We start from the raw sequence: 17785 nt of genomic DNA, 5'->3' as shown, positions 1-17785 counted from the left end.
CCCGTGCTCCCGTGCTCCCGTGCTCCCGTGCTCCCGTGCTCCCGTGCTCCCGTGCTCCCGCGCTCTCGCGCTCCCGCGCTCCCGCGCTCTCGCGTCCCCGTGCGCCCGTGCGCCCGTGCGCCCGTGCTCCCGTGCTCCCGTGCTTCCGTGCTCAGGCGCTCTCGTGCTCCGGCGCTCAGGCGCTCTCGTGCTCCCGCGTACTCCGCGCTTCGTCCCCGGTGCATTTGTGATCCACTCCGCAACCTGGATCGAAACTGCAGCCGCCTCCGCGCTGCGCGGTGCTTTTGTGATCCAGCCCGATGCGCGCGGGTGCGTTTGTGATCCAGTCCGATGCGGGCGGGTGCGTTTGTGATCCAGTCTGATGCGAGTGGGGGCGGGTGGATGAGGCGGGCGGATGCGGGGTGCGAGTCCTCCTGCACAATCGGGCAGATCGACGAGTTGTCCACGGATGCTGGGTTTCCGGGGATCACGGGATGCGCGCGTCGGCGAGCATGGGCGGATGCGACACAGAGTCACACTCCCGGAGCAGTTGGGCCGGCACTTCAGCGTCAGGCAGGCGGCGTCCGCCGGCGTCGGTCGGGGCAGAGCGGATGCCCGTGACCTGGCGCGCCCGTTCCACGGCATCCGCTCTCTGAAGGAGCCGGAGACGTTCCACGATCGGGTGCGCAGCTATGCGCCGCGGATGCGCCCGGGGCAGGTGCTGGTCGGGCGCAGCGCGGTGCGCTGGTGGCGGATGCCCTGCCCTCGCGGATGGGATGCAGATGCGGACCTGGAGATCGCCGTGCCGCAGCAGCTGAGTCCGCCGCGCACCGCCGGTGTCGCCGGCCGCCATCTTCAGGCGTCGCGGGCTCAGCCCTGGACCGTCGGATCGGTCGCGGTGGTCGATCCTGTCGCGGCGGTGTTCAGCTCTGCCGGGCACCTGAGCGTGGCCGACGCCGTGATCCTGCTGGATGCCCTGCTGACCGACGCCGACAACTATCCGGGGCTGGTGGACAAGCATCCGATCTGCACCGTCGCCGAGATCGAGGAGCGCCTTCGCTCGTGGAATCGGTTCAAGGGCAGCGCGACCATCCGCGAGGCGCTGCCGAGGGCACGGGCGCATGTGGAGTCGCCCAAGGAGACCGAGACTCGCCTGGCGATCGTCGATGCCGATCTGCCTGAGCCGGTCGTGCAGTTCGAGGTGAATGACGGTGACCGTCTGATCGCCCGCGTGGATCTGGCGTATCCGCAGTGGAGGATCGCCATCGAGTACGAGGGCGACGGCCATCGCACCGACAAGGAGCAGTGGCGGCGCGACATCCAGCGTCAGCGCGAGCTCGAGGACCGCGGCTGGATCGTCATCCGCCTCACCCAGGCCGATCTGAACGCTCCCGCGACATTCCTCGCCCGCATCCGCCGTGCGATCGCCTCACGCACGGTCTGATGCACGGCATCCGCCCCGCATGCTGGTGCGGGCTGGATCAGAAGTGCATCTCACTGCCTTGGGCTGGATCGAATCCGCACCCCGCAGCGCGGTGCGCGGTGGGTTTTTGATCCAGGTTGCGGAGTGGATCGAAAGTGCACGCGCGTTGTGGCGAGGTGCCAATGCGGGCTGCGGAGGGCTGCCACCAGGTGCCGGTGCGGGCTGGATCAGAAGTGCATCTCACCGACTCGGGCTGGATCGATTCCGCACCGCGCAGCGCGGTGCTGGGTGGGTTTTTGATCCAGACCGCGGAGTGGATCGAAAGTGCACGCGCGTGCTCTCAGCGGGCGAGCAGCTCCAGGGTCTGGATGCGGCCGGGGGCGGTGTCCAGGGGCTCGGAGTCGAAGGCGCCGGCGACCGGGGAGATCATGATCTCGTCGACCTCGTGCTGGGCGGCGAACGCCTCCAGCCGCGCGCGCACGTCGTCACCGGTTCCGATGAACCAGTTCGCGCGCATGCCGTCGATGAGAGCCTGCTCAGAGCCCGGAGCATCCGAACCGGCCTCCGCCAGCCCCGCCTGAGCGTGCTCGACGGTCTCCAGCGGGGTGAGCGGCCGATTCGAGCGCAGCCGCGCCATCATGCGCAGCTGCGGCAGGGCCCGCGCCGACGCCTCCTCGGCAGTCGGGGCGGCCACGACGTTCGCCGTCAGGAACGTCCGGGGCTCCGAAAGCGTCTCCGACGGCTGGAACTGCGAGCGGTACAGGTCGAGCGCGCGCTCCAGCCCGTGACCCGAGAAGTGGTTCGCGAACACGTACGGCAGACCACGGGATGCCGCCAACTGCGCCGAGTAGTCGCTGGAGCCCAGCAGCCAGAGCTCAGGAGAGCCGGATGCCGCGGGCGTGGCCCGCACGGTGTACTCGCCGCCGCTGGTGAACTGCAGCGTCGCGCCCTCGGCGTGCAGCATCAGGCCGATGTCGTGCACGTGCTGCGGGAAGCGCTCCACGTCGCCGGAGGTGCCGGACTGCCGCAGCAGCTGCGTGATCACCGGGTCGCTGCCGGGCGCGCGTCCGATGCCCAGGTCGATGCGCCCGGGAGCGAGCGCCTCCAGGGCGGCGAACTGCTCGGCGACGATCAGCGCGGCGTGGTTGGGCAGCATCACCCCGCCCGAGCCCACCCGGATGCGCGAGGTGCGGGCGGCCGCCGCGGCGATCAGCACCGGGGGAGTGGTGGAGGCCACCGACGGCATGTTGTGGTGCTCGGCGAACCAGTACCGCCGGTACCCGAGCTCATCCGCGCGCTGCGCGAGCGCCATCGAGGCGTTCACCGCCTGCCCGCTGGATTGCACGACGCCAGTTTCAGAAGCAGCGCCGGTTCCAGGATCACCACCGGAAGAGGCAGCGCGAACGGGAACGAGGTCGAGGACAGACAGCGCGAGAGAAGACATCATCCAGCCCAACGCGCGACGCGCACAGCGCATTCCAAGCGACGAGCGGATGCGCAGAACCCGTCCGTCTGTACAGTGTCCTTGTGTCATCACAACGACGTCCTCCAGGCTCACAGGCTTCATTGCGTGAAGCCAACCGGCGTCGTGTGGTGGCTGCGATCAAGAAGCAGGGCAGCCTCACCCAGGTGGAGCTGGCGGGTGCGACGGGCCTGTCTCCTGCATCCGTCTCCAACATCGTGAAGGAGCTCGCCGCGGCCGGCGTGCTGCGCACCACACCCAGCACCCGCAGCGGTCGGCGGGCCACCCTCGTGTCGTTCGCACGGGCGGTGGGCCTCGTCGCCGGCATCCACGTCTCCGCCCGTCATCTGCGCGTGATGGTGGCCGATGTCAACGGCACCGTGCTGGGCGAGAACCACATGCCGCTGGCGCGCGATCACCGCGCCGACAACGAGCTGGACCGCGCGTCGCTGCTGCTCTCCGACATCCTCGGGGGTCTGGAATCCGGTATCGACGAGCTGCGCGGCGTCGGCGTCGCGCTGTCGGCGCCCATCGATCGCGACACCGGTCGCGTGGCCGGCCGAGGGATGCTGCGGGGCTGGACCGGCGTGGACATCGTGGATGTCGTGCACCGGCGGCTGCGGCAGCCGATCTTCCTCGACAACGCGTCCAACCTCGCCGCGCTCGCCGAGTCCAGGCTGGGGGCGGCGCGCGGCCAGCAGAACGTGGTGTTCCTCGACGTCGGCGACGGCGTGGGCTCCGGTCTGCTGCTGGAGGGTCGGGTGCTCCGCGGGCACAACGGCATGGCCGGCGAGCTGGGGCACACCGTCATCGACGAGGACGGCCCGGTGTGCAGGTGCGGCAACCGCGGATGCCTGGAGGCGGTGGCCGGCGGCCCCGCCATCCTCGAGCGGCTCCGCGACGAGGGCGGGGTCACCAAGATCGGCGACATCGTGGTGCGCGCGATGGGCAACGACCCGGCGTGCCTGCGTGCGCTGGCGGAGGCCGGCAAGCACATCGGCGTGGCCACGGGCAACCTCTGCAACCTCTTCGATCCCGAGCGCGTGGTGGTCGGCGGCGACCTCGCCAGGGCCGGCGAGCTGCTGCTGGGGCCGATCCGCCAGGCGATGGAGGCCACGACGCTCGCGGGCGGCGACCTGGTGCCCGACGTGGTGCAGGGCCAACTGGGGCTGAGCGCCTCGGCGATGGGTGCCGTGGTACGCGCGATCGACGAGACGAATGTGAGCGGCGCAGTGCTCTGATCACAGTCCGGACACGATGTGTGCAAATCCTTGAGTTCAAGTCTTGACGTCAAAGTGTGAATGCTGTCATGCTCAGGATGTCGCCACAGTGGTCGGCACAGCAACGGAGGTTTTCGATGAAGATCACACCCATGCGGGCGCTCGTCGCGACGACGACGATCGCCCTCTCGCTCGGAATGCTCTCGGGGTGTTCCAACGGCACCCAGACCGGCGGTGACCAGCCCGCCGCCAGCGCGAAGGACGGCGCGGCCACGATCGGCCTGCTCCTGCCCGACAACGTCACCGAGCGCTACGCCAGTGCGGACAAGCCGTACTTCGAGAAGAAGGTCAAGGAGCTGTGCGCGGACTGCACGGTGCTCTACGCGAACGCTGACGGCGATGCCGCCAAGCAGCAGCAGCAGGCCGAGTCGATGCTCACGCAGGGCGTCGACGTGCTGGTCCTCGACCCGTTCGATGGCAAGGCTGCGGCGGCCGTCGTCAACCAGGCCAAGGCCAAGAACGTGCCGGTCATCTCCTACGACCGCCTGATCGACAGCGCCGACGTCTCCTACTACGTCTCGTTCGACAACGAGAAGGTCGGCGAGCTGCAGGCGCAGGCCCTGGTCGACCAGATGAAGAAGCTCGGCCTTCCCGCCGATTCCGGCATCATCATGGTGAACGGCTCGCCGACCGACCCGAACGCCGCCCAGTTCAAGAAGGGCGCGCACAGCGTCATCGACGCCTCCGGCCTGACGGTGCTCAGCGAGTTCGACACACCCGGATGGGAGCCGCCGAAGGCTCAGGACTGGGTGTCCGGCCAGGTGACCAAGTTCGGCAACAAGATCACCGGCGTGTACGACGCCAATGACGACACCGCCGGCGGTGCGATCGCCGCCCTGAAGGCCGGCGGCATCACTCCGCTGCCGCCCGTCACCGGTCAGGATGCCTCGCTCGCCGGCATCCAGCGCATTCTCGCCGGCGACCAGTTCATGACGGTCTACAAGGCGTTCCTGCCCGAGGCCAACCAGGCCGCCGAGCTGGCCGTCGCCCTGGCCAAGGGCGAGAAGCCCAAGGCCGACACCACGGCCGACACCGCCAGCGGCGCGTCCATCCCGTCGTTCCTGCTGAAGCCGGTCGCGGTGACCGTCGACAACATCAAGGACACTGTGGTGAAGGACGGTCTGTACACGATCGACCAGATCTGCACGGCAGCGTACGCCGACGCGTGCGCCGCGCACGGCCTGAAGTGACCAACCCCGCGGTGCCGGCTCCGGCCGGCACCGCGGTCTCACAGCGAAAGGGAGCCGCAGTGGCTTTAGCATCCGATCTCGATGAGCAGCACGACGCGGTGCGTGAGCCCGTGCTGTCCATCCGAAGCATCTCGAAGGGCTTCGGCGCCGTCCGGGCGCTGACCGACATCGACCTCGACGTCTATCCCGGCGAGGTCGTCGCGCTGGTCGGCGACAACGGCGCCGGCAAGTCCACGCTGGTGAAGATCCTCGCCGGCGTGCACCCCGCCGACAGCGGTGTGATCACCTTCAACGGCGCACAGGTCTCGATCCCGTCCCCGACCGCATCGCGCGAGCTCGGCATCGCCACGGTCTTCCAGGACCTTGCGCTCTGCGACAACCTCGACGTGGTGGCCAACCTGTTCCTGGGTCGCGAGCGCGGCGGGGTGCTCGTCGACGAGGAGCTCATGGAGGAGCAGGCCTGGACCCTGCTGCGCCAGCTCTCGGCGAAGATCCCCTCGGTGCGGATCGCGGTGGCGTCCCTCTCCGGCGGCCAGCGCCAGACGGTCGCCATCGCCCGTTCGCTGATCGGCGAGCCCCGCGTGGTGATCCTCGACGAGCCCACCGCGGCGCTCGGCGTCGCGCAGACCGCGGAGGTGCTGAACCTCATCGAGCGGCTGCGCGAGCGCGGGCTCGGCGTCATCCTGATCAGCCACAACATGGCCGACGTGCAGGCCGTCGCCGACCGCGTGGTGGTGCTGCGGCTCGGTCGCAACAACGGCGTGTTCCGCACGGCCGATGTCACCTACGAGGACATCGTCGCGGCGATCACCGGCGCCACCGACAACCCCGTCAGCAGCCGCAGTGCCGCCAACTCGGCCGGGAAGGACGCAGAATGAGCGAGCACACGAAGGACAACTCCGCGCCCACGACCATCGCCGTCGATCTGCAGGACGAGCGGGTCATGCGCGGCGAGGGGCTGGGCGGCGTGGTGCGCGGCTTCGGCACGCGTGTGCGCACGGGGGATCTCGGCTCGCTGCCGGTGTTCCTGGGGCTGATCGTCATCTGGGTCGTGTTCCAGATCCTCAACCCGCGGTTCCTATCGGCGACGAACCTCGTCGACCTCACGCTGCAGTGCGCGGCGCTGGGCGTGATCGCCCTCGGCGTGGTGGTCGTGCTGCTGGTCGCGCAGATCGACCTGTCGATCGGCTCGCTGGCGGGCCTGTCGTCGGCGATCCTGGGCGTGGCGTTCATCAGCTGGCAATGGCCGATCTGGGCTGCGGTCGTGGTCGCCCTGCTGGTCGGCGCCGCGATCGGATACGTCTACGGGTTCCTGTTCACGCGGTTCGGGGTGCCCACCTTCGTGGTGACTCTGGCAGGTCTCATGGGCTTCCTCGGCCTGCAGCTGTGGGTGCTGGGGCCCACCGGCACCATCAACCTGCCGTACAACTCGTGGATCGTGCAGTTCGCGACCACGTGGTTCCTGCCGCCGTGGCTCGCGTACACGGTCGCCGGGCTCGTCGTGCTGGCGATCGTCTTCACGGACGTGTCGAAGGCCCGTCGCCGTGCGAAGTCGGGGCTGTCCACCGGGCCGGTGTCGCTCATCGTGATCAAGGCCGTCGTCATCGCCGTCGTGGCCGCAGCCGCGATCACGTGGCTGGCCACCAACCGCGGCGTCGCGGTGTCGTTCCTGCTGTTCATCGTGCTCGTCGCCGTCATGGCGCTGCTGCTGACCCGCACGCGCTGGGGGCGCTGGGTCTACGCGGTCGGCGGCAACGAGGAGGCCGCGCGTCGCGCGGGCATCAACGTGAAGGGGATCTACATCTCGGCGCTGATGGTCGGCACCGTGCTGGCGACTCTCGGCGGCCTGATGCTGGCGGCGCGTCTGACGGCGGCGAGCATCTCGACCGGCGGCGGCACGACCAACCTCGTCGCCATCGCCGCCGCGGTGATCGGCGGAACCAGCCTGTTCGGCGGGCGCGGATCGGCCTGGTCGGCACTGCTGGGCATCTTCGTCATCCAGTCCATCGACAACGGATTGACGCTGCTGAGCCTCGACTCGTCCGTGCGGTTCATGGTCACCGGCGCGGTGCTGCTGCTGGCCGTGATCATCGACTCGCTCTCGAGGAGGTCCCGCGCGCAGCACGGTCAAGCCTGACCTGCTGACCCGGAGGGATGCCCCGCCACACCCGTCTCGGTGTGTGGCGGGGCTTCTGCATGCCGGTGGTGGTGATAGCATTTGCTATATGTCAATCGGCGGGGGAGTTCTCGAGGGCATCCGTGCGCAGTCGGTGGAGGCGGATGCCCTTCAGCGGCGTGCTCGGGATCTGCTGCTGGATGCCGTCCATCGAGCCGCTGCGGAGGGGCTCTCGCAGAGGGAGATCGCGCAGGTCGTGCGTCGAAGCCAGCCCGAGGTCTCGCGGCTGCTTCGGCAGAAGCCCCCGGGGCCGTTGGCGCTTCGAGTGTGGGATGAGCGTCGCGCGATGTCCACGGCACTGGCGAGGTACGGCATCACGAACGCGAGGATCTTCGGCAGCGTCGCCACGCGGTCGGAGCGGGAAGGATCGGATCTGGACGTACTGGTCGACACTCCGCAGGTGCTCAGCCTCGGGACGCTGTCTCGCCTCGAGCAGGAACTGTCAGCGATGGTCCACGCGTCTGTCGACGTGGTTCCCGTACGATCGCTCCCCGAGCATCTGCGTGACCGCGTGCTTGCTGAGGCCGTGCCACTGTGAGTCGCACCATCGACGAACTGGTGCGCGAGGCACTCTCGCATCTCGAAGCGGTGCACCGACACTTGGCCCGAGGGTCGGTGGAAGACGAGACCGTCGCATACGCCGTTTCGCTGCGCATCGCGGCGATGATCGAGACGCTCCATCGGGGCGCACCGGATCTGACGGACGGCTTCTTCGGCGATGAATGGGCGGTGATCTGGGGGATGCGCAACCGCATTGCGCACGGTTATGCGTGGGTCGACATCGAGACTGTGCGGGCGACCGTGGAGGAGGATCTTCCCGGTGTCGAGGCGAAGCTGAGGGCCTTGTCTGGAATGTCTGCCGACGCAGAGGCTGATCCGGAGGTCTGACCCTGCCCTCGTCGCCGAGAGCACGGTACCTCGCCGAGCGCACGGGTCGTTCGCGCGGATTTCCCGTGCGCTCGCCGAGATCCCGTGCTGTCGACGTCCAGCAAGGGTGCGCGCATTAGCCTCTTCTCATGGACGCGAGCATCTTCTTCGTCATCGTCGGAGCCGTCGCGGTGGCGGCGGTCGCACGATGGCGGGGCTGGCCCGCGCCCCTGCTGGTCACGGTGGTCGCGCTCGCGGCATCCTTCATCCCGATCGTGCCGAACATCTCGATCGACGGGCACGTGCTGCTGAACCTCGTGCTGCCGCCGCTGCTGTACTCGGCGGCGCTGGATGTCTCGTTCGTCAGCTTCGCGCGCGCGATGCCGCAGATCCGCCGGCTCGGGATAGGCCTGGTCGTGGCCACCACGATGATCGTCGGCCTGGTCGCCTACCTGCTGCTGCCGGAGCTCGGCGTGTTCGGCGCGCTGCTGCTGGGCGCGATCGTCGCGCCGCCGGATGCCGTGTCGGCCGCCGCCATCGGCCGCAAGCTCGGGCTGCCTCGGCGCATCATGACGGTGCTGTCGGGGGAGAGCCTGATCAACGACGCGACTTCCCTGACGCTGTACCGCGTGTTCGCGGCGGCGGTCGTCGCAGGGCCGGCGGCGTTCCACATCTGGTCGACGGTCTGGCAGTTCGTGCTGGCGGTGGTCGTGGGTGTGCTGATCGGCGTGGTGTTCGGCCTGGGCATGCACCAGCTGCGCATGCGCAGCGACGACGCCGTGATCAACGGAACCGTGGGGCTGCTGGCGCCGTTCGGGGCGTACGCGATCGCCGAGCAGCTGGGCGGCTCCGGCGTGATCTCGGTGGTGGCCATGGGGCTGTTCGTCGGGTTCAACGCCCCGCGCACGAGCTACACGACCAGGCAGCAGGAGGCGCCGCTGTGGCTGAGCGCCGACTTCCTGCTGGAGTCGTTCGTGTTCGCGTACATCGGCCTGCAGCTGCCGCGGGTGATCGGCGACCTGGCCGACGGCGAGGTTGGACCCGTGATCGTGCTGTCGATCGTGGTGCTGCTGGTGGTGCTGGTCGTGCGCCCCCTGTTCGTCTACCCCGCGAGCGTGTGGGGGCAGTGGTGGACGCGTCTCAAGCTGCGCAGGTGGCAGCGGATGCGGGAGTCCGGCGTCTCCGAGGCCATCGCGGAACGCCGCGGCCGGCATCCGCTCACCGAGGAGCAGTTGAGGCAGCAACTGGCCGAGACGAAACTGTCCTGGCGCGACAATGCGGTGATCTCGTGGGCCGGGATGCGCGGCGTGGTCACACTGGCGACCGCGCTGGCCGCGGCCGACCTCGCCCGGATCGGCGACCAGGCGTCGCATGCGATCGTCGTCGTCGCGTTCGTCGTGACGGTGGGAACGCTGCTGCTGCAGGGGCTGACGCTGCCGTGGCTGATCAAGGCGCTCGGGGTGGTGGACGGGCGGGAGGCCGCCCAGGATGCCAGGCAGCTGGCGGCCGTGCGCGTGCGCAGCCGTGAGGTGGGCAAGGCGTACCTGCGCGACATGCGCAAGCAGTGGGCGACACAGCACGGCGAGGAGTCGCTGAAGACGTTCGACGCGTTCGCGAAGCGGCTGATCCGGGTGGAGACGGATGCCGAGACCAGCCAGATCGACCTGACGCCGCGGCCGTCGTACGAGCAGTTCATGACCATGTCGAAGGGCTGGCTGTCGGTGCGCCGTCAGCTGCTGCTGACCGAGCGCGATGCCGGCAACCTCAGCGAGGAGGTCATGCACGAGCTGGTCACGGCGATGGATGCCGAGGAGCTCGCGCTCGACACCCGCGCCGCGACGAGGCCCCAGTCGCGGGTGTAGAAGCCCCCGGAGCGCCCCGCCCCTCGTGAGGGCAGGGCGCTTCGGCGAAGAAGGTCAGCGCGTGGCGGCCGGCTCGCCGGCATCCACGTCATCCGCCTCTTCGATGTCCTCCGCGAACGGAAGGCCGTTGCGGCGAGCGTTGTACAGGTCGAGGTCGAGGATGCCCTCGCGCTTGGCCACGATGGTCGGGACCAGCGCCTGGCCCGCGACGTTGACGGCGGTGCGGCCCATGTCGAGGATCGGGTCGATGGCCAGCAGCAGGCCGACGCCTTCCAGGGGCAGGCCCAGGGTCGAGAGCGTGAGGGTCAGCATGACGATCGCGCCGGTGGTTCCTGCGGTGGCGGCGGAGCCGAACACCGAGACGATGACGATCAGCAGGTACTGCAGCGGGCTCAGCGTGATCTCGAAGAACTGGGCGACGAAGATCGCGGCGATGGCCGGGTAGATGGCGGCGCAGCCGTCCATCTTGGTGGTGGCGCCCAGCGGCACGGCGAACGAGGCGTAGCCGGAGGGGACGCCGAGGTTGCGCTCGGTGACGCGCTCGGTCAGCGGCAGGGTGCCGATGGAGGAGCGGCTGACGAAGCCCAGCTGCACGGCCGGCCACACGCCGGAGAAGTACTGCTTGATGGAGAGTCCGTGGGTCTTCACGAGGATCGGGTAGACGACGAAGATCACCAGGGCCAGGCCGATGTAGATGGCGCCGGCGAACCAGGCCAGCGCGGTGAGCTTGTCCCAGCCGTACTTGATCACGGCGGAGCCGATCAGGCCGAAGGTGCCGATCGGGGCGATGCGGATGATCCACCACAGCACGCGCTGGATGATCTTCAGCAGCGACTCGGTGAAGGCCAGGAACGGCTCGGCTTTCTTGCCGGCCTTGAGGGCGGCGATGCCGACGACCGCGGCCACGACGATCACCTGCAGGATGTTGAATCCGACGTTGGAGGTGAGCGCGCCGGTCTCATCGGCGGAGGTCGAGACGGAAAGGCCCAGGAAGTTCTGCGGGATGAGTCCGAGCAGGAAGTTCCACCAGGTGCCGACGGTGTACGGATCGCCGGTCTTCAGGCCCGCGCCGGCCTTGCTGCCCGGCTGGATGACCAGGCCCAGCACGATGCCGATCGACACGGCGATGAACGCGGTGATCGCGAACCAGAGGAGGGTCTGACCGGCCAGGCGGGCGGCGTTCTGCACGCGGCGCAGGTTTGAGATGCTGGCGACGATGGCCGTGAAGATCAGCGGCACGACGGCAGCCTTCAGCAGGGTGACGTACGAGCTGCCGATGCGGTCGAGGGTGTCGGAGAGGATCGTGTGGTTCTCTCCGGTGGCTCCGGCGGCAGCGCCGATGAGCCCTGTGGCGATGCCGAGGACGAGGGCGGCCAGGATCTGGAACCCGAACGAGGTCAGCAGCTTGCGGACCGGTCCTCGGGTGTCGGGCGCCTTGGGAGCGCGTGCGGTGGTGGTCATCAGTTCTCCATGTTCAGGGAGTGGGGCACGCCAACGTTAGGAGCTTCCACAGCGCCCCGGGCGAGATGTGTCACCGCGTGACGTCACATTTCAGGCTGGATGCCGGGGACCGCCGCTCATTGAGCGAGCGCAGCGAGACGAAATGCGACCGATGCGGGCAGCTGCGTCGCTGACCCTGTCGCCAGTACTGAGCGATCTCAGCGAGCCGAAGTGAAGCGTTGTCCCGTCGTCCGGAGCACCCATCACTGGGTGAGGTCACGGCGTGACGAGCTGCAGCTTCGGGAAATACGTCGAGTAGCGGTTCCTGTCGCGCGTGAGCAGGGTGTAGCCGTGAACCAGCGCATGCGCACCGATGTAGAAGTCCGCGATCGGAGTCGGACGTGTCCCACCATTGCGTCGGTAGCGTTCGAATGCCTTGCCGGCGAGGAAGCCCGCGGGGTAGGAGAGCGGCTCTCGATGGAAGTACCGTTCGGGCAGCGCGTCATCGAGTTCTTCTGCACGCTCGAACCCGACGGACACCTCGGCATACACGATGGGATTGATCAGCACTCGACCGCGTTCGAACGCTGCTGTGAGTTGCTCCGTCGACCATTCGACCCAGCGCGGATCCTCATCGAAGACGTCCAGAAGCACATTCGTGTCGACGAGAGTGCCGTTGTCACTCATCGCGGAGCAGCGCCATGATCTCGTCGGTGCTCATGCGGCGCGTCTGGCTGGTCGCGCGCCCGCGCATTCGGGCCACCACTCGTTCTGCCGGGCTGAGGTCGGACTGCGTGTGGACGATTCGAAGGGTCGCGCCATCTTCGACGACCTCGATCTCGTCGCCCTCGACGAGTCCGTGACGGTGGCGCAGTTCGGCCGGGATCGTGACCTGTCCCTTGCTGTTGAGCTTCATGGCGGCTCCTTCTGGATGTAACACCATGATACGTCTACCACGTATTACAACGGAGTTCACCACCCGCTGCGCCGACGCCCATCCGTCGCCGACGTGATGAACATCTCCACGGTCACCTCGTTGAGCAGTTCTCCCGGATGCACGTTCAGCGCGTCCGCGACGCGGACCAACGTCTGCACGCTCATCATCGCGCGGCCCTTCTCGTAGCCGCGGATGTTCGACGAGTCGATCTGCGTGCGCGCCGCCAGCTCGTCCTGCGTGATGCCGCGGTGCTTCCGTGCTGCGGTCATCAGCTCTCCCATGCGAACAGCAGCAGGAGACGAGACGCGGGGCACCCCTCAAGCGTCGGCAATGTCCGTGACTTGTGCCAGGGTTAACAAACTCGGGTACTTGTACCTATTCGGTGAGATTGAAAGGCAGCGACGTGGCAAATGGTTGATGGATCGAACATTGATTCGCCACTTGCTGCGTTGCGGACCACAGCAAGCCACACCATCGCGGTTCCGCACCTGGTCGAGCTTCTCAGAGTCGTACCCGCGGGTGCGTCGTTGGAGGAATACCGCTCTGCGGTGGTGGACGAGAACGTGTTGGCACGCCCGACGCTGGCAGGCCGTCAGCGCAGCTTTCGACATCTCCGCGAGCTGTATCTTCTCGACCCGCGGCGGCGGTCCTTCGCTGCCTTGCGACGGGTTTGGGATGTGGATGTTGACGCACAGCCGTTGCTGGCCGGTGTCTTTGCGGTTACACGTGATGAGATCCTTCGTGCTTCCTACGCCGCCGTCGTTCGAACCCCGATCGGCGCAGTGGTGACGTCTGCCGCTCTGACCGAAGCAGTGCGGATGCAGATCGGCGACAGTCTGTCTGACTCGACCCTGAACAAGACCGGTCGGAACACGGCCGCTTGTTGGACGCAGACCGGCCACCTCATTGGTCGCACCAACAAGGTGCGTGCCGCAGTCGAGAGTCGCCCAGTTGCTATCGCGCTGGCGGCGTACCTCGGCCACCTCTCCGGAGGCCGCGGAGTGGGTGTCCTAGAGAGCCCGTCCTCACTCGTCCTAGACCTCCCTTCCGGAAGGCCGCTTGAAGTGCTGCGTCAAGCTCACGCCCAGGGGCTCCTTGACCTCCTTGTGGCAGGGAATGTCGTGGATGTGAGCTTCTCGATGCTGGAAGGCTCGCTATGAGTCGCGTCTCCGATCTCGTCTATGCCTACAAGGCTGAGTTGTCTCTGACCTGGAAGAGCAAGGTCTCGGGTGGCGAACGGGTTTGGATGCTTGTCTATCCACCAGGCCTGGAACGCCAGATGCGGCACGCTCAACCGGACATCGAGTTGGCGACTGCCCAGGCCGGCCGCGTCTGGGCTGTACTCGACGTCAGCGACGACTTCGGGCTTTGGCTGTCTGCTCACCGGCATGCGGAAGCGTTCTACGAGGACCCAAGCGACCTCACTCCGTCGATCCTGGATCAGTTTGAGACAACACTTGTCGCGCGCATCCGTCAGGCTCTCGAAGCGGCACCTGAGAACGCTGTCGTGGCACTCGTTGGCATCGGCTCGATCTTCCCGTTCCTACGTGCATCGAGCGTGATCAAGTCCATCGAGTCCGCGGTCACCGGTCGCCTTCTCGTCCTTTTCCCCGGGATTCATGACCCGGAAACTCATTCATTCCGCTTGCTCGACGCACGCGATGGGTTCAACTACCGCGCTCGTGTCATCGATCCACAGAAGGACATCGCGTGACGACCAACAATGACCTCTTCGTCCGGCCTCCACTCAGCTTCGAGATCCCGAATGACGGCGTAACCAATGTGGACCGTCCCGAGGACTCCAACCAGTGGGACGTCCTCAAGTACGAGCTGGAGAGCTTCGTCTGCGAGGGCGAGTATGAGCACGGCCTCCAACGCATTCTTGACTCCTACACCGGGCACCGGAATCGGACGACGCAACCTGCCGTGTGGGTGTCGGGTTTCTACGGCAGCGGCAAGTCCCACCTCGTCCGCGTCCTCCAGCATCTGTGGGCCGATACGAAGTTTCCGAACGGTGCGACCGCGCGCGGTCTGACGAGCATCCCCCAGGACATCAGGACCAGTTGACAGAGCTGACAACTCTCGGACGACGTGACGGCGCCGCACCGTGGGCGGCAGCAGGCGCACTCGATCGCAGCGGCGACACCCTCAACTCGGTGTTCCTTTCGATCGTCCTCGGGGCGGCAGGACTGCCCACGCGCGTCGCCCCCGCGCAGGTTGCTCTGTGGCTCGCGGGCAATGGGCACCTCAACGCCGTTCGTGATCACGTTGCGGCCAACGGCGGCGACCTCGTCGAAGAGCTGGGCGAGTACAACCTCAGCACGCTGCTCGCGAACGCGATCCTCGTTGCCGACCCGCAGTTTGCCGCGACGGCCAAGGACGTGCGCGCCGCGCTGCGCAGCCAGTTTCCGCCGGGCACCCGTTCGTTCTCCACGGACGAGACGATCGCGCTGCTCAAGAAGATTCTTGAGTACGTCGGCGGTGGCCAGATTCCGCCGTCGCTGATCGTCCTCGACGAGGTGCAGCAGTACATCAGCGGCGATGGCGGCCGAGCGATGGAGGTGCAGAACCTCGTCGAGTCCGTGTCGCGCGAGCTGAACGGTCGTGTGCTGCTTGTAGCCACTGGCCAGCAAGAGTTGACTGCTGATTCGACGCTTCAGAAGATTCAGGACCGTTTCACCGTCAAGGTCGTGCTCAAGAACCAGGACGTCGACGCCGTTGTCCGCCGTGTGCTCCTCAGCAAGGAACTCGCCGAGAAGCCCGGTCTTGACACCACATTGGCGTCAGTTGCGGGGCAGATTTCCCGCCAGCTCATCGGCAGCAGGATTCAGCACACCGCGGCGGACGACAAGGACCTCATCGAGGACTACCCGCTGCTTCCGTTGCGCCGTCGTTTCTGGGAGAGCGTGCTCCGCCAAGCCGACGCCGGCCGCGCTGGTCAGCTGCGTTCCCAGCTTCGAATCGTGCACGAGGCGAACCGCCATGTCGCTCCCGAGCCGGTGGGCACTGTGGTCGGCGCCGACTTCCTGTACTCGCAGAAGAACGAAGACCTCAACGGCGCGGGCCTTCTTCTTAAGGAGACGCAGACGCTGATTCACGAGCAGGGGCAGAAGGACCCCTTGCGCGGCCGCATCCTCGGCCTCATCCACCTCATCGGTCTGCTCCCGACATCGGGTCATGGCGACATCGGCGTCCGCGCGACGGCAGACCATCTCGTCGACCTCCTCGTCGAGGACCTCGCCCACGATGGGGACCGGCTCCGGCAGCAGGTGCCTGCGGTGCTCGAAGCGCTCGCCGAAGAGGGCGTCATTCAGCAGGATGGCGAGGAGTTCCGCCTTCAAACTAAGGCGGGCCGCGAGTGGGACGAGGCATTCCGCAGGCACCACGCTCAAGTCACGGACAGCGAGGTAAGCACAGATCGTGATTCGCTGTTGCTCACTGAGGTCGGACGGTCGATACCCGCTTCGATCCAGCAGGGTCGTGCCAAGGAATCCCGCAAGCTCGCGCTGCACGCCGACGCCTCGCTTCCGCCGGAGTCCGATGCGATCTCGGTGTGGTTGCGCTCCGAGTGGGACGAGGGCATCACGGCGAAGCAGTTCGACGAGGACGCGCGCAGCCTCGGAGTTGACTCGCCGATCGTTCTCATCCACCTTCCTCGACTCCAGGCTCCCGCGTTCGTAGCGGCAGTCCGTAACAAGCTCGCCGCGCACCGAGTGATCGACCAACAGGGAATCCCGCGGGACGACGAGGGGAAGCAGGCGCGAAGCGCGATGCAAACCCGCCTCGACCGTGCGACGGACCAGGTGAATGCCCACGTTCGTGACGTAATCTCCAAGGCAAACGTACTCCTCGGGGGCGGGACTTCGCCGAGCGGCGTCAGCCTGCGCGAGCGGATCGAGGCGGGCGCACAGTCCGCCGCGACCCGCCTATTCCCGCGGTTCTCCGAAGCTGACGACGACCGGTGGTCGATGGTTAGGGACCGAGTGAAGAACGGGTCGGCAGCTGACGCGCTGAAGGTGCTCCAGTTCGATGCCGACCCAGAGCAGCATCCTGTTGTCAAAGAGATTCTCGGCCACGTCGGCCCGGCGGGCACGTCCGCGAGTGAGGTCGAGAAGGCCCTGACATCGAAACCGCTCGGCTGGCCGCGCGACGCGCTCATGGCCGCCCTCGGCGTTCTCCTCGACACAGGAGTGATCTGTGCGACGCTCAACGGGAGCGACGCGACCACGGCCGATGTACTCAAGCAGACCCGCCTCGGCAACGTGCAACTCCGCCGCGAGGTCACGGTGCTCAAGCCCGCCGAGAGAATCCAGGCACGACAGGTGCTGAGCAACCTCGGCTTCCCAACCGACAACGACGGGCTCGTCTCGGCCGTCGAACGGGTCGTCCAGTCGCTCGTCGACCGCGCGAAAGGCGTCAGCGGCCATGCTCCGCTCCCTGACATCACAGTGCCAGGCAGCATCCAGGTGATCGTGAGCGCGTCAGGAAACGATCGCGTGCACGCCCTGCTGGCAGCAAAGAGTGCCCTCACGAGCTTCAGCGACCAACTCGGAGACCTGGAACGCAGGCTCAAGAGTCGCACGCCTTCGCTCGAACTGGCGCGTTCGCTTGCGTCCTCGGCCGCGGGGCTGGAGCCCGCGTCGGCAGCCCGTGAGCGGCTCTGCGTGCTGACTGCGAGCCGTGATCTCCTTACCGAGGCCGATCCAGTCGCCCCGATCGTGAAGGAACTTGCCGAGGCGCTCCGCGATGCGATCCACGAAGCCGCAGTGGCGTTGCGCGACGCCCGAGCAACGGCCGTAGCAGGCCTCGAACAGCAGCCGGCATGGACGGCTCTCGACGATGCGCAGCGCGAGGCTCTCCTCATGGAGCATCACCTCAGCACCGAAGTGGAGCCAAACCTCGCAGATGCAACTGCCGTCCTGACTGCGGCACAGGCTCGGCCGCTCCAGGGATGGACCGCTGAACTCGACGCCATCCCACAGCGGGCTTCGCGGGCACTGGAAGCCGCTATTCAGTTCGCGACACCTGTGGCCAAGGTGACAACGGTGCGCGTTTCAGCGGCGAGCCTGAGAAGCGCCGAAGAAGTAGAGCGATACGTCGAGGCACTGCGGGTAGAACTTCTCGACGCCCTGAATAGCGGTAATGACGCCGTGGTGGTGAAAGGCTGAC

At 67.3% G+C, this 17785-nt stretch carries 17 protein-coding genes; 12 read left to right on the top strand and 5 right to left on the bottom strand.

Annotation, left to right across the window (positions count from 1 at the left end; translation table 11 throughout):
- The first annotated feature begins 499 nt into the window (after positions 1 to 499).
- Entirely contained in the window at positions 500 to 1423 is a 924-nt protein-coding gene (locus Q0568_RS13675; protein ID WP_298862776.1) for a hypothetical protein, read from the top strand.
- Positions 1424 to 1742: 319 nt separating this feature from the next.
- Here the strand turns inward: Q0568_RS13675 and Q0568_RS13670 are convergent, their stop codons facing one another.
- On the bottom strand, positions 1743 to 2846 hold the full coding sequence (locus Q0568_RS13670; RefSeq protein ID WP_298862773.1) for an LLM class flavin-dependent oxidoreductase: 1104 nt from the start codon (positions 2844 to 2846) through the stop codon (positions 1743 to 1745).
- 83 nt (positions 2847 to 2929) lie between these two features.
- Here Q0568_RS13670 and Q0568_RS13665 point away from each other — a divergent pair, with 83 nt between their 5' ends.
- From Q0568_RS13665 to Q0568_RS13635, 7 genes are all read left to right on the top strand, one after another.
- The gene (locus Q0568_RS13665) at positions 2930 to 4105 is read left to right on the top strand and encodes an ROK family transcriptional regulator (RefSeq protein WP_298862771.1); all 1176 of its coding nucleotides are present in this window, start codon (positions 2930 to 2932) and stop codon (positions 4103 to 4105) included.
- Positions 4106 to 4221: 116 nt separating this feature from the next.
- Positions 4222 to 5334, top strand: coding sequence for a sugar ABC transporter substrate-binding protein (locus Q0568_RS13660; protein WP_298862767.1), 1113 nt, complete (start codon positions 4222 to 4224; stop codon positions 5332 to 5334).
- Positions 5335 to 5393: 59 nt separating this feature from the next.
- Positions 5394 to 6212 carry an ATP-binding cassette domain-containing protein gene (locus Q0568_RS13655; RefSeq protein ID WP_298862765.1) on the top strand — a complete coding sequence of 273 codons (819 nt, stop codon included), beginning with the start codon at positions 5394 to 5396 and terminating at the stop codon, positions 6210 to 6212.
- Complete coding sequence (locus Q0568_RS13650) at positions 6209 to 7471, top strand: sugar ABC transporter permease (RefSeq protein ID WP_298862762.1); 1263 nt, start codon at positions 6209 to 6211, stop codon at positions 7469 to 7471. The genes Q0568_RS13655 and Q0568_RS13650 overlap by 4 nt, the downstream gene beginning before the upstream one ends.
- 88 nt (positions 7472 to 7559) lie before the next feature.
- Positions 7560 to 8048, top strand: a complete 489-nt coding sequence (locus tag Q0568_RS13645) for a nucleotidyltransferase domain-containing protein (RefSeq protein ID WP_298862759.1) — start codon at positions 7560 to 7562, stop codon at positions 8046 to 8048.
- Positions 8045 to 8398: a HepT-like ribonuclease domain-containing protein gene (locus Q0568_RS13640; protein ID WP_298862755.1), complete on the top strand. Its 354-nt coding sequence runs from the start codon at positions 8045 to 8047 to the stop codon at positions 8396 to 8398. Before Q0568_RS13645 ends, Q0568_RS13640 begins: the two co-directional genes overlap by 4 nt.
- A 128-nt stretch (positions 8399 to 8526) precedes the next feature.
- Entirely contained in the window at positions 8527 to 10239 is a 1713-nt protein-coding gene (locus Q0568_RS13635; protein ID WP_298862752.1) for a cation:proton antiporter, read from the top strand.
- 54 nt (positions 10240 to 10293) lie between these two features.
- Here Q0568_RS13635 and Q0568_RS13630 read toward each other — a convergent pair whose 3' ends face one another.
- The 4 genes from Q0568_RS13630 to Q0568_RS13615 all read right to left on the bottom strand — a co-directional run bounded on the left by Q0568_RS13630 (position 10294) and on the right by Q0568_RS13615 (position 12885).
- Positions 10294 to 11700 carry a dicarboxylate/amino acid:cation symporter gene (locus Q0568_RS13630; RefSeq protein ID WP_298862749.1) on the bottom strand — a complete coding sequence of 469 codons (1407 nt, stop codon included), beginning with the start codon at positions 11698 to 11700 and terminating at the stop codon, positions 10294 to 10296.
- A gap of 255 nt (positions 11701 to 11955) precedes the next feature.
- Positions 11956 to 12366, bottom strand: coding sequence for a type II toxin-antitoxin system VapC family toxin (locus tag Q0568_RS13625; protein WP_298862746.1), 411 nt, complete (start codon positions 12364 to 12366; stop codon positions 11956 to 11958).
- The gene (locus tag Q0568_RS13620) at positions 12359 to 12595 is read right to left on the bottom strand and encodes an AbrB/MazE/SpoVT family DNA-binding domain-containing protein (RefSeq protein WP_298862743.1); all 237 of its coding nucleotides are present in this window, start codon (positions 12593 to 12595) and stop codon (positions 12359 to 12361) included. The genes Q0568_RS13625 and Q0568_RS13620 overlap by 8 nt, the downstream gene beginning before the upstream one ends.
- 56 nt (positions 12596 to 12651) lie before the next feature.
- On the bottom strand, positions 12652 to 12885 hold the full coding sequence (locus tag Q0568_RS13615; protein ID WP_298862740.1) for a helix-turn-helix transcriptional regulator: 234 nt from the start codon (positions 12883 to 12885) through the stop codon (positions 12652 to 12654).
- A gap of 141 nt (positions 12886 to 13026) precedes the next feature.
- On the opposite strand from Q0568_RS13615, the gene Q0568_RS13610 reads away from it, so the two are divergent.
- From Q0568_RS13610 to brxC, 4 genes are read left to right on the top strand one after another with little or no spacing between them, the layout of a single operon-like run.
- On the top strand, positions 13027 to 13776 hold the full coding sequence (locus tag Q0568_RS13610; protein ID WP_298862736.1) for a hypothetical protein: 750 nt from the start codon (positions 13027 to 13029) through the stop codon (positions 13774 to 13776).
- Entirely contained in the window at positions 13773 to 14330 is a 558-nt protein-coding gene (locus Q0568_RS13605; protein WP_298862733.1) for a BREX protein BrxB domain-containing protein, read from the top strand. Before Q0568_RS13610 ends, Q0568_RS13605 begins: the two co-directional genes overlap by 4 nt.
- On the top strand, positions 14327 to 14683 hold the full coding sequence (locus Q0568_RS13600) for a hypothetical protein (protein ID WP_298862730.1): 357 nt from the start codon (positions 14327 to 14329) through the stop codon (positions 14681 to 14683). The genes Q0568_RS13605 and Q0568_RS13600 overlap by 4 nt, the downstream gene beginning before the upstream one ends.
- Positions 14680 to 17784, top strand: a complete 3105-nt coding sequence (gene brxC, locus Q0568_RS13595) for a BREX system P-loop protein BrxC (protein WP_298862727.1) — start codon at positions 14680 to 14682, stop codon at positions 17782 to 17784. The genes Q0568_RS13600 and brxC overlap by 4 nt, the downstream gene beginning before the upstream one ends.
- Position 17785: the final 1 nt, after the last annotated feature.

It is taken from the genome of uncultured Microbacterium sp. (genome assembly GCF_937927635.1).
GTDB lineage: Bacteria > Actinomycetota > Actinomycetes > Actinomycetales > Microbacteriaceae > Microbacterium.
This window is presented reverse-complemented; position numbering and strand designations above follow the sequence as displayed.

What these genes read in the sequence shown, in the direction of transcription:
- Q0568_RS13625 (WP_298862746.1), bottom strand. Translation starts at nt 12,366, where the DNA reads ATGAGTGACAACGGCACTCTCGTCGACACGAATGTGCTTCTGGACGTC.
- Q0568_RS13610 (WP_298862736.1), top strand. Translation starts at nt 13,027, where the DNA reads ATGGTTGATGGATCGAACATTGATTCGCCACTTGCTGCGTTGCGGACC.
- Q0568_RS13630 (WP_298862749.1), bottom strand. Translation starts at nt 11,700, where the DNA reads ATGACCACCACCGCACGCGCTCCCAAGGCGCCCGACACCCGAGGACCG.
- Q0568_RS13635 (WP_298862752.1), top strand. Translation starts at nt 8,527, where the DNA reads ATGGACGCGAGCATCTTCTTCGTCATCGTCGGAGCCGTCGCGGTGGCG.
- Q0568_RS13670 (WP_298862773.1), bottom strand. Translation starts at nt 2,846, where the DNA reads ATGTCTTCTCTCGCGCTGTCTGTCCTCGACCTCGTTCCCGTTCGCGCT.
- Q0568_RS13675 (WP_298862776.1), top strand. Translation starts at nt 500, where the DNA reads ATGCGACACAGAGTCACACTCCCGGAGCAGTTGGGCCGGCACTTCAGC.
- Q0568_RS13650 (WP_298862762.1), top strand. Translation starts at nt 6,209, where the DNA reads ATGAGCGAGCACACGAAGGACAACTCCGCGCCCACGACCATCGCCGTC.
- Q0568_RS13605 (WP_298862733.1), top strand. Translation starts at nt 13,773, where the DNA reads ATGAGTCGCGTCTCCGATCTCGTCTATGCCTACAAGGCTGAGTTGTCT.
- Q0568_RS13615 (WP_298862740.1), bottom strand. Translation starts at nt 12,885, where the DNA reads ATGACCGCAGCACGGAAGCACCGCGGCATCACGCAGGACGAGCTGGCG.
- Q0568_RS13645 (WP_298862759.1), top strand. Translation starts at nt 7,560, where the DNA reads ATGTCAATCGGCGGGGGAGTTCTCGAGGGCATCCGTGCGCAGTCGGTG.
- Q0568_RS13660 (WP_298862767.1), top strand. Translation starts at nt 4,222, where the DNA reads ATGAAGATCACACCCATGCGGGCGCTCGTCGCGACGACGACGATCGCC.
- Q0568_RS13620 (WP_298862743.1), bottom strand. Translation starts at nt 12,595, where the DNA reads ATGAAGCTCAACAGCAAGGGACAGGTCACGATCCCGGCCGAACTGCGC.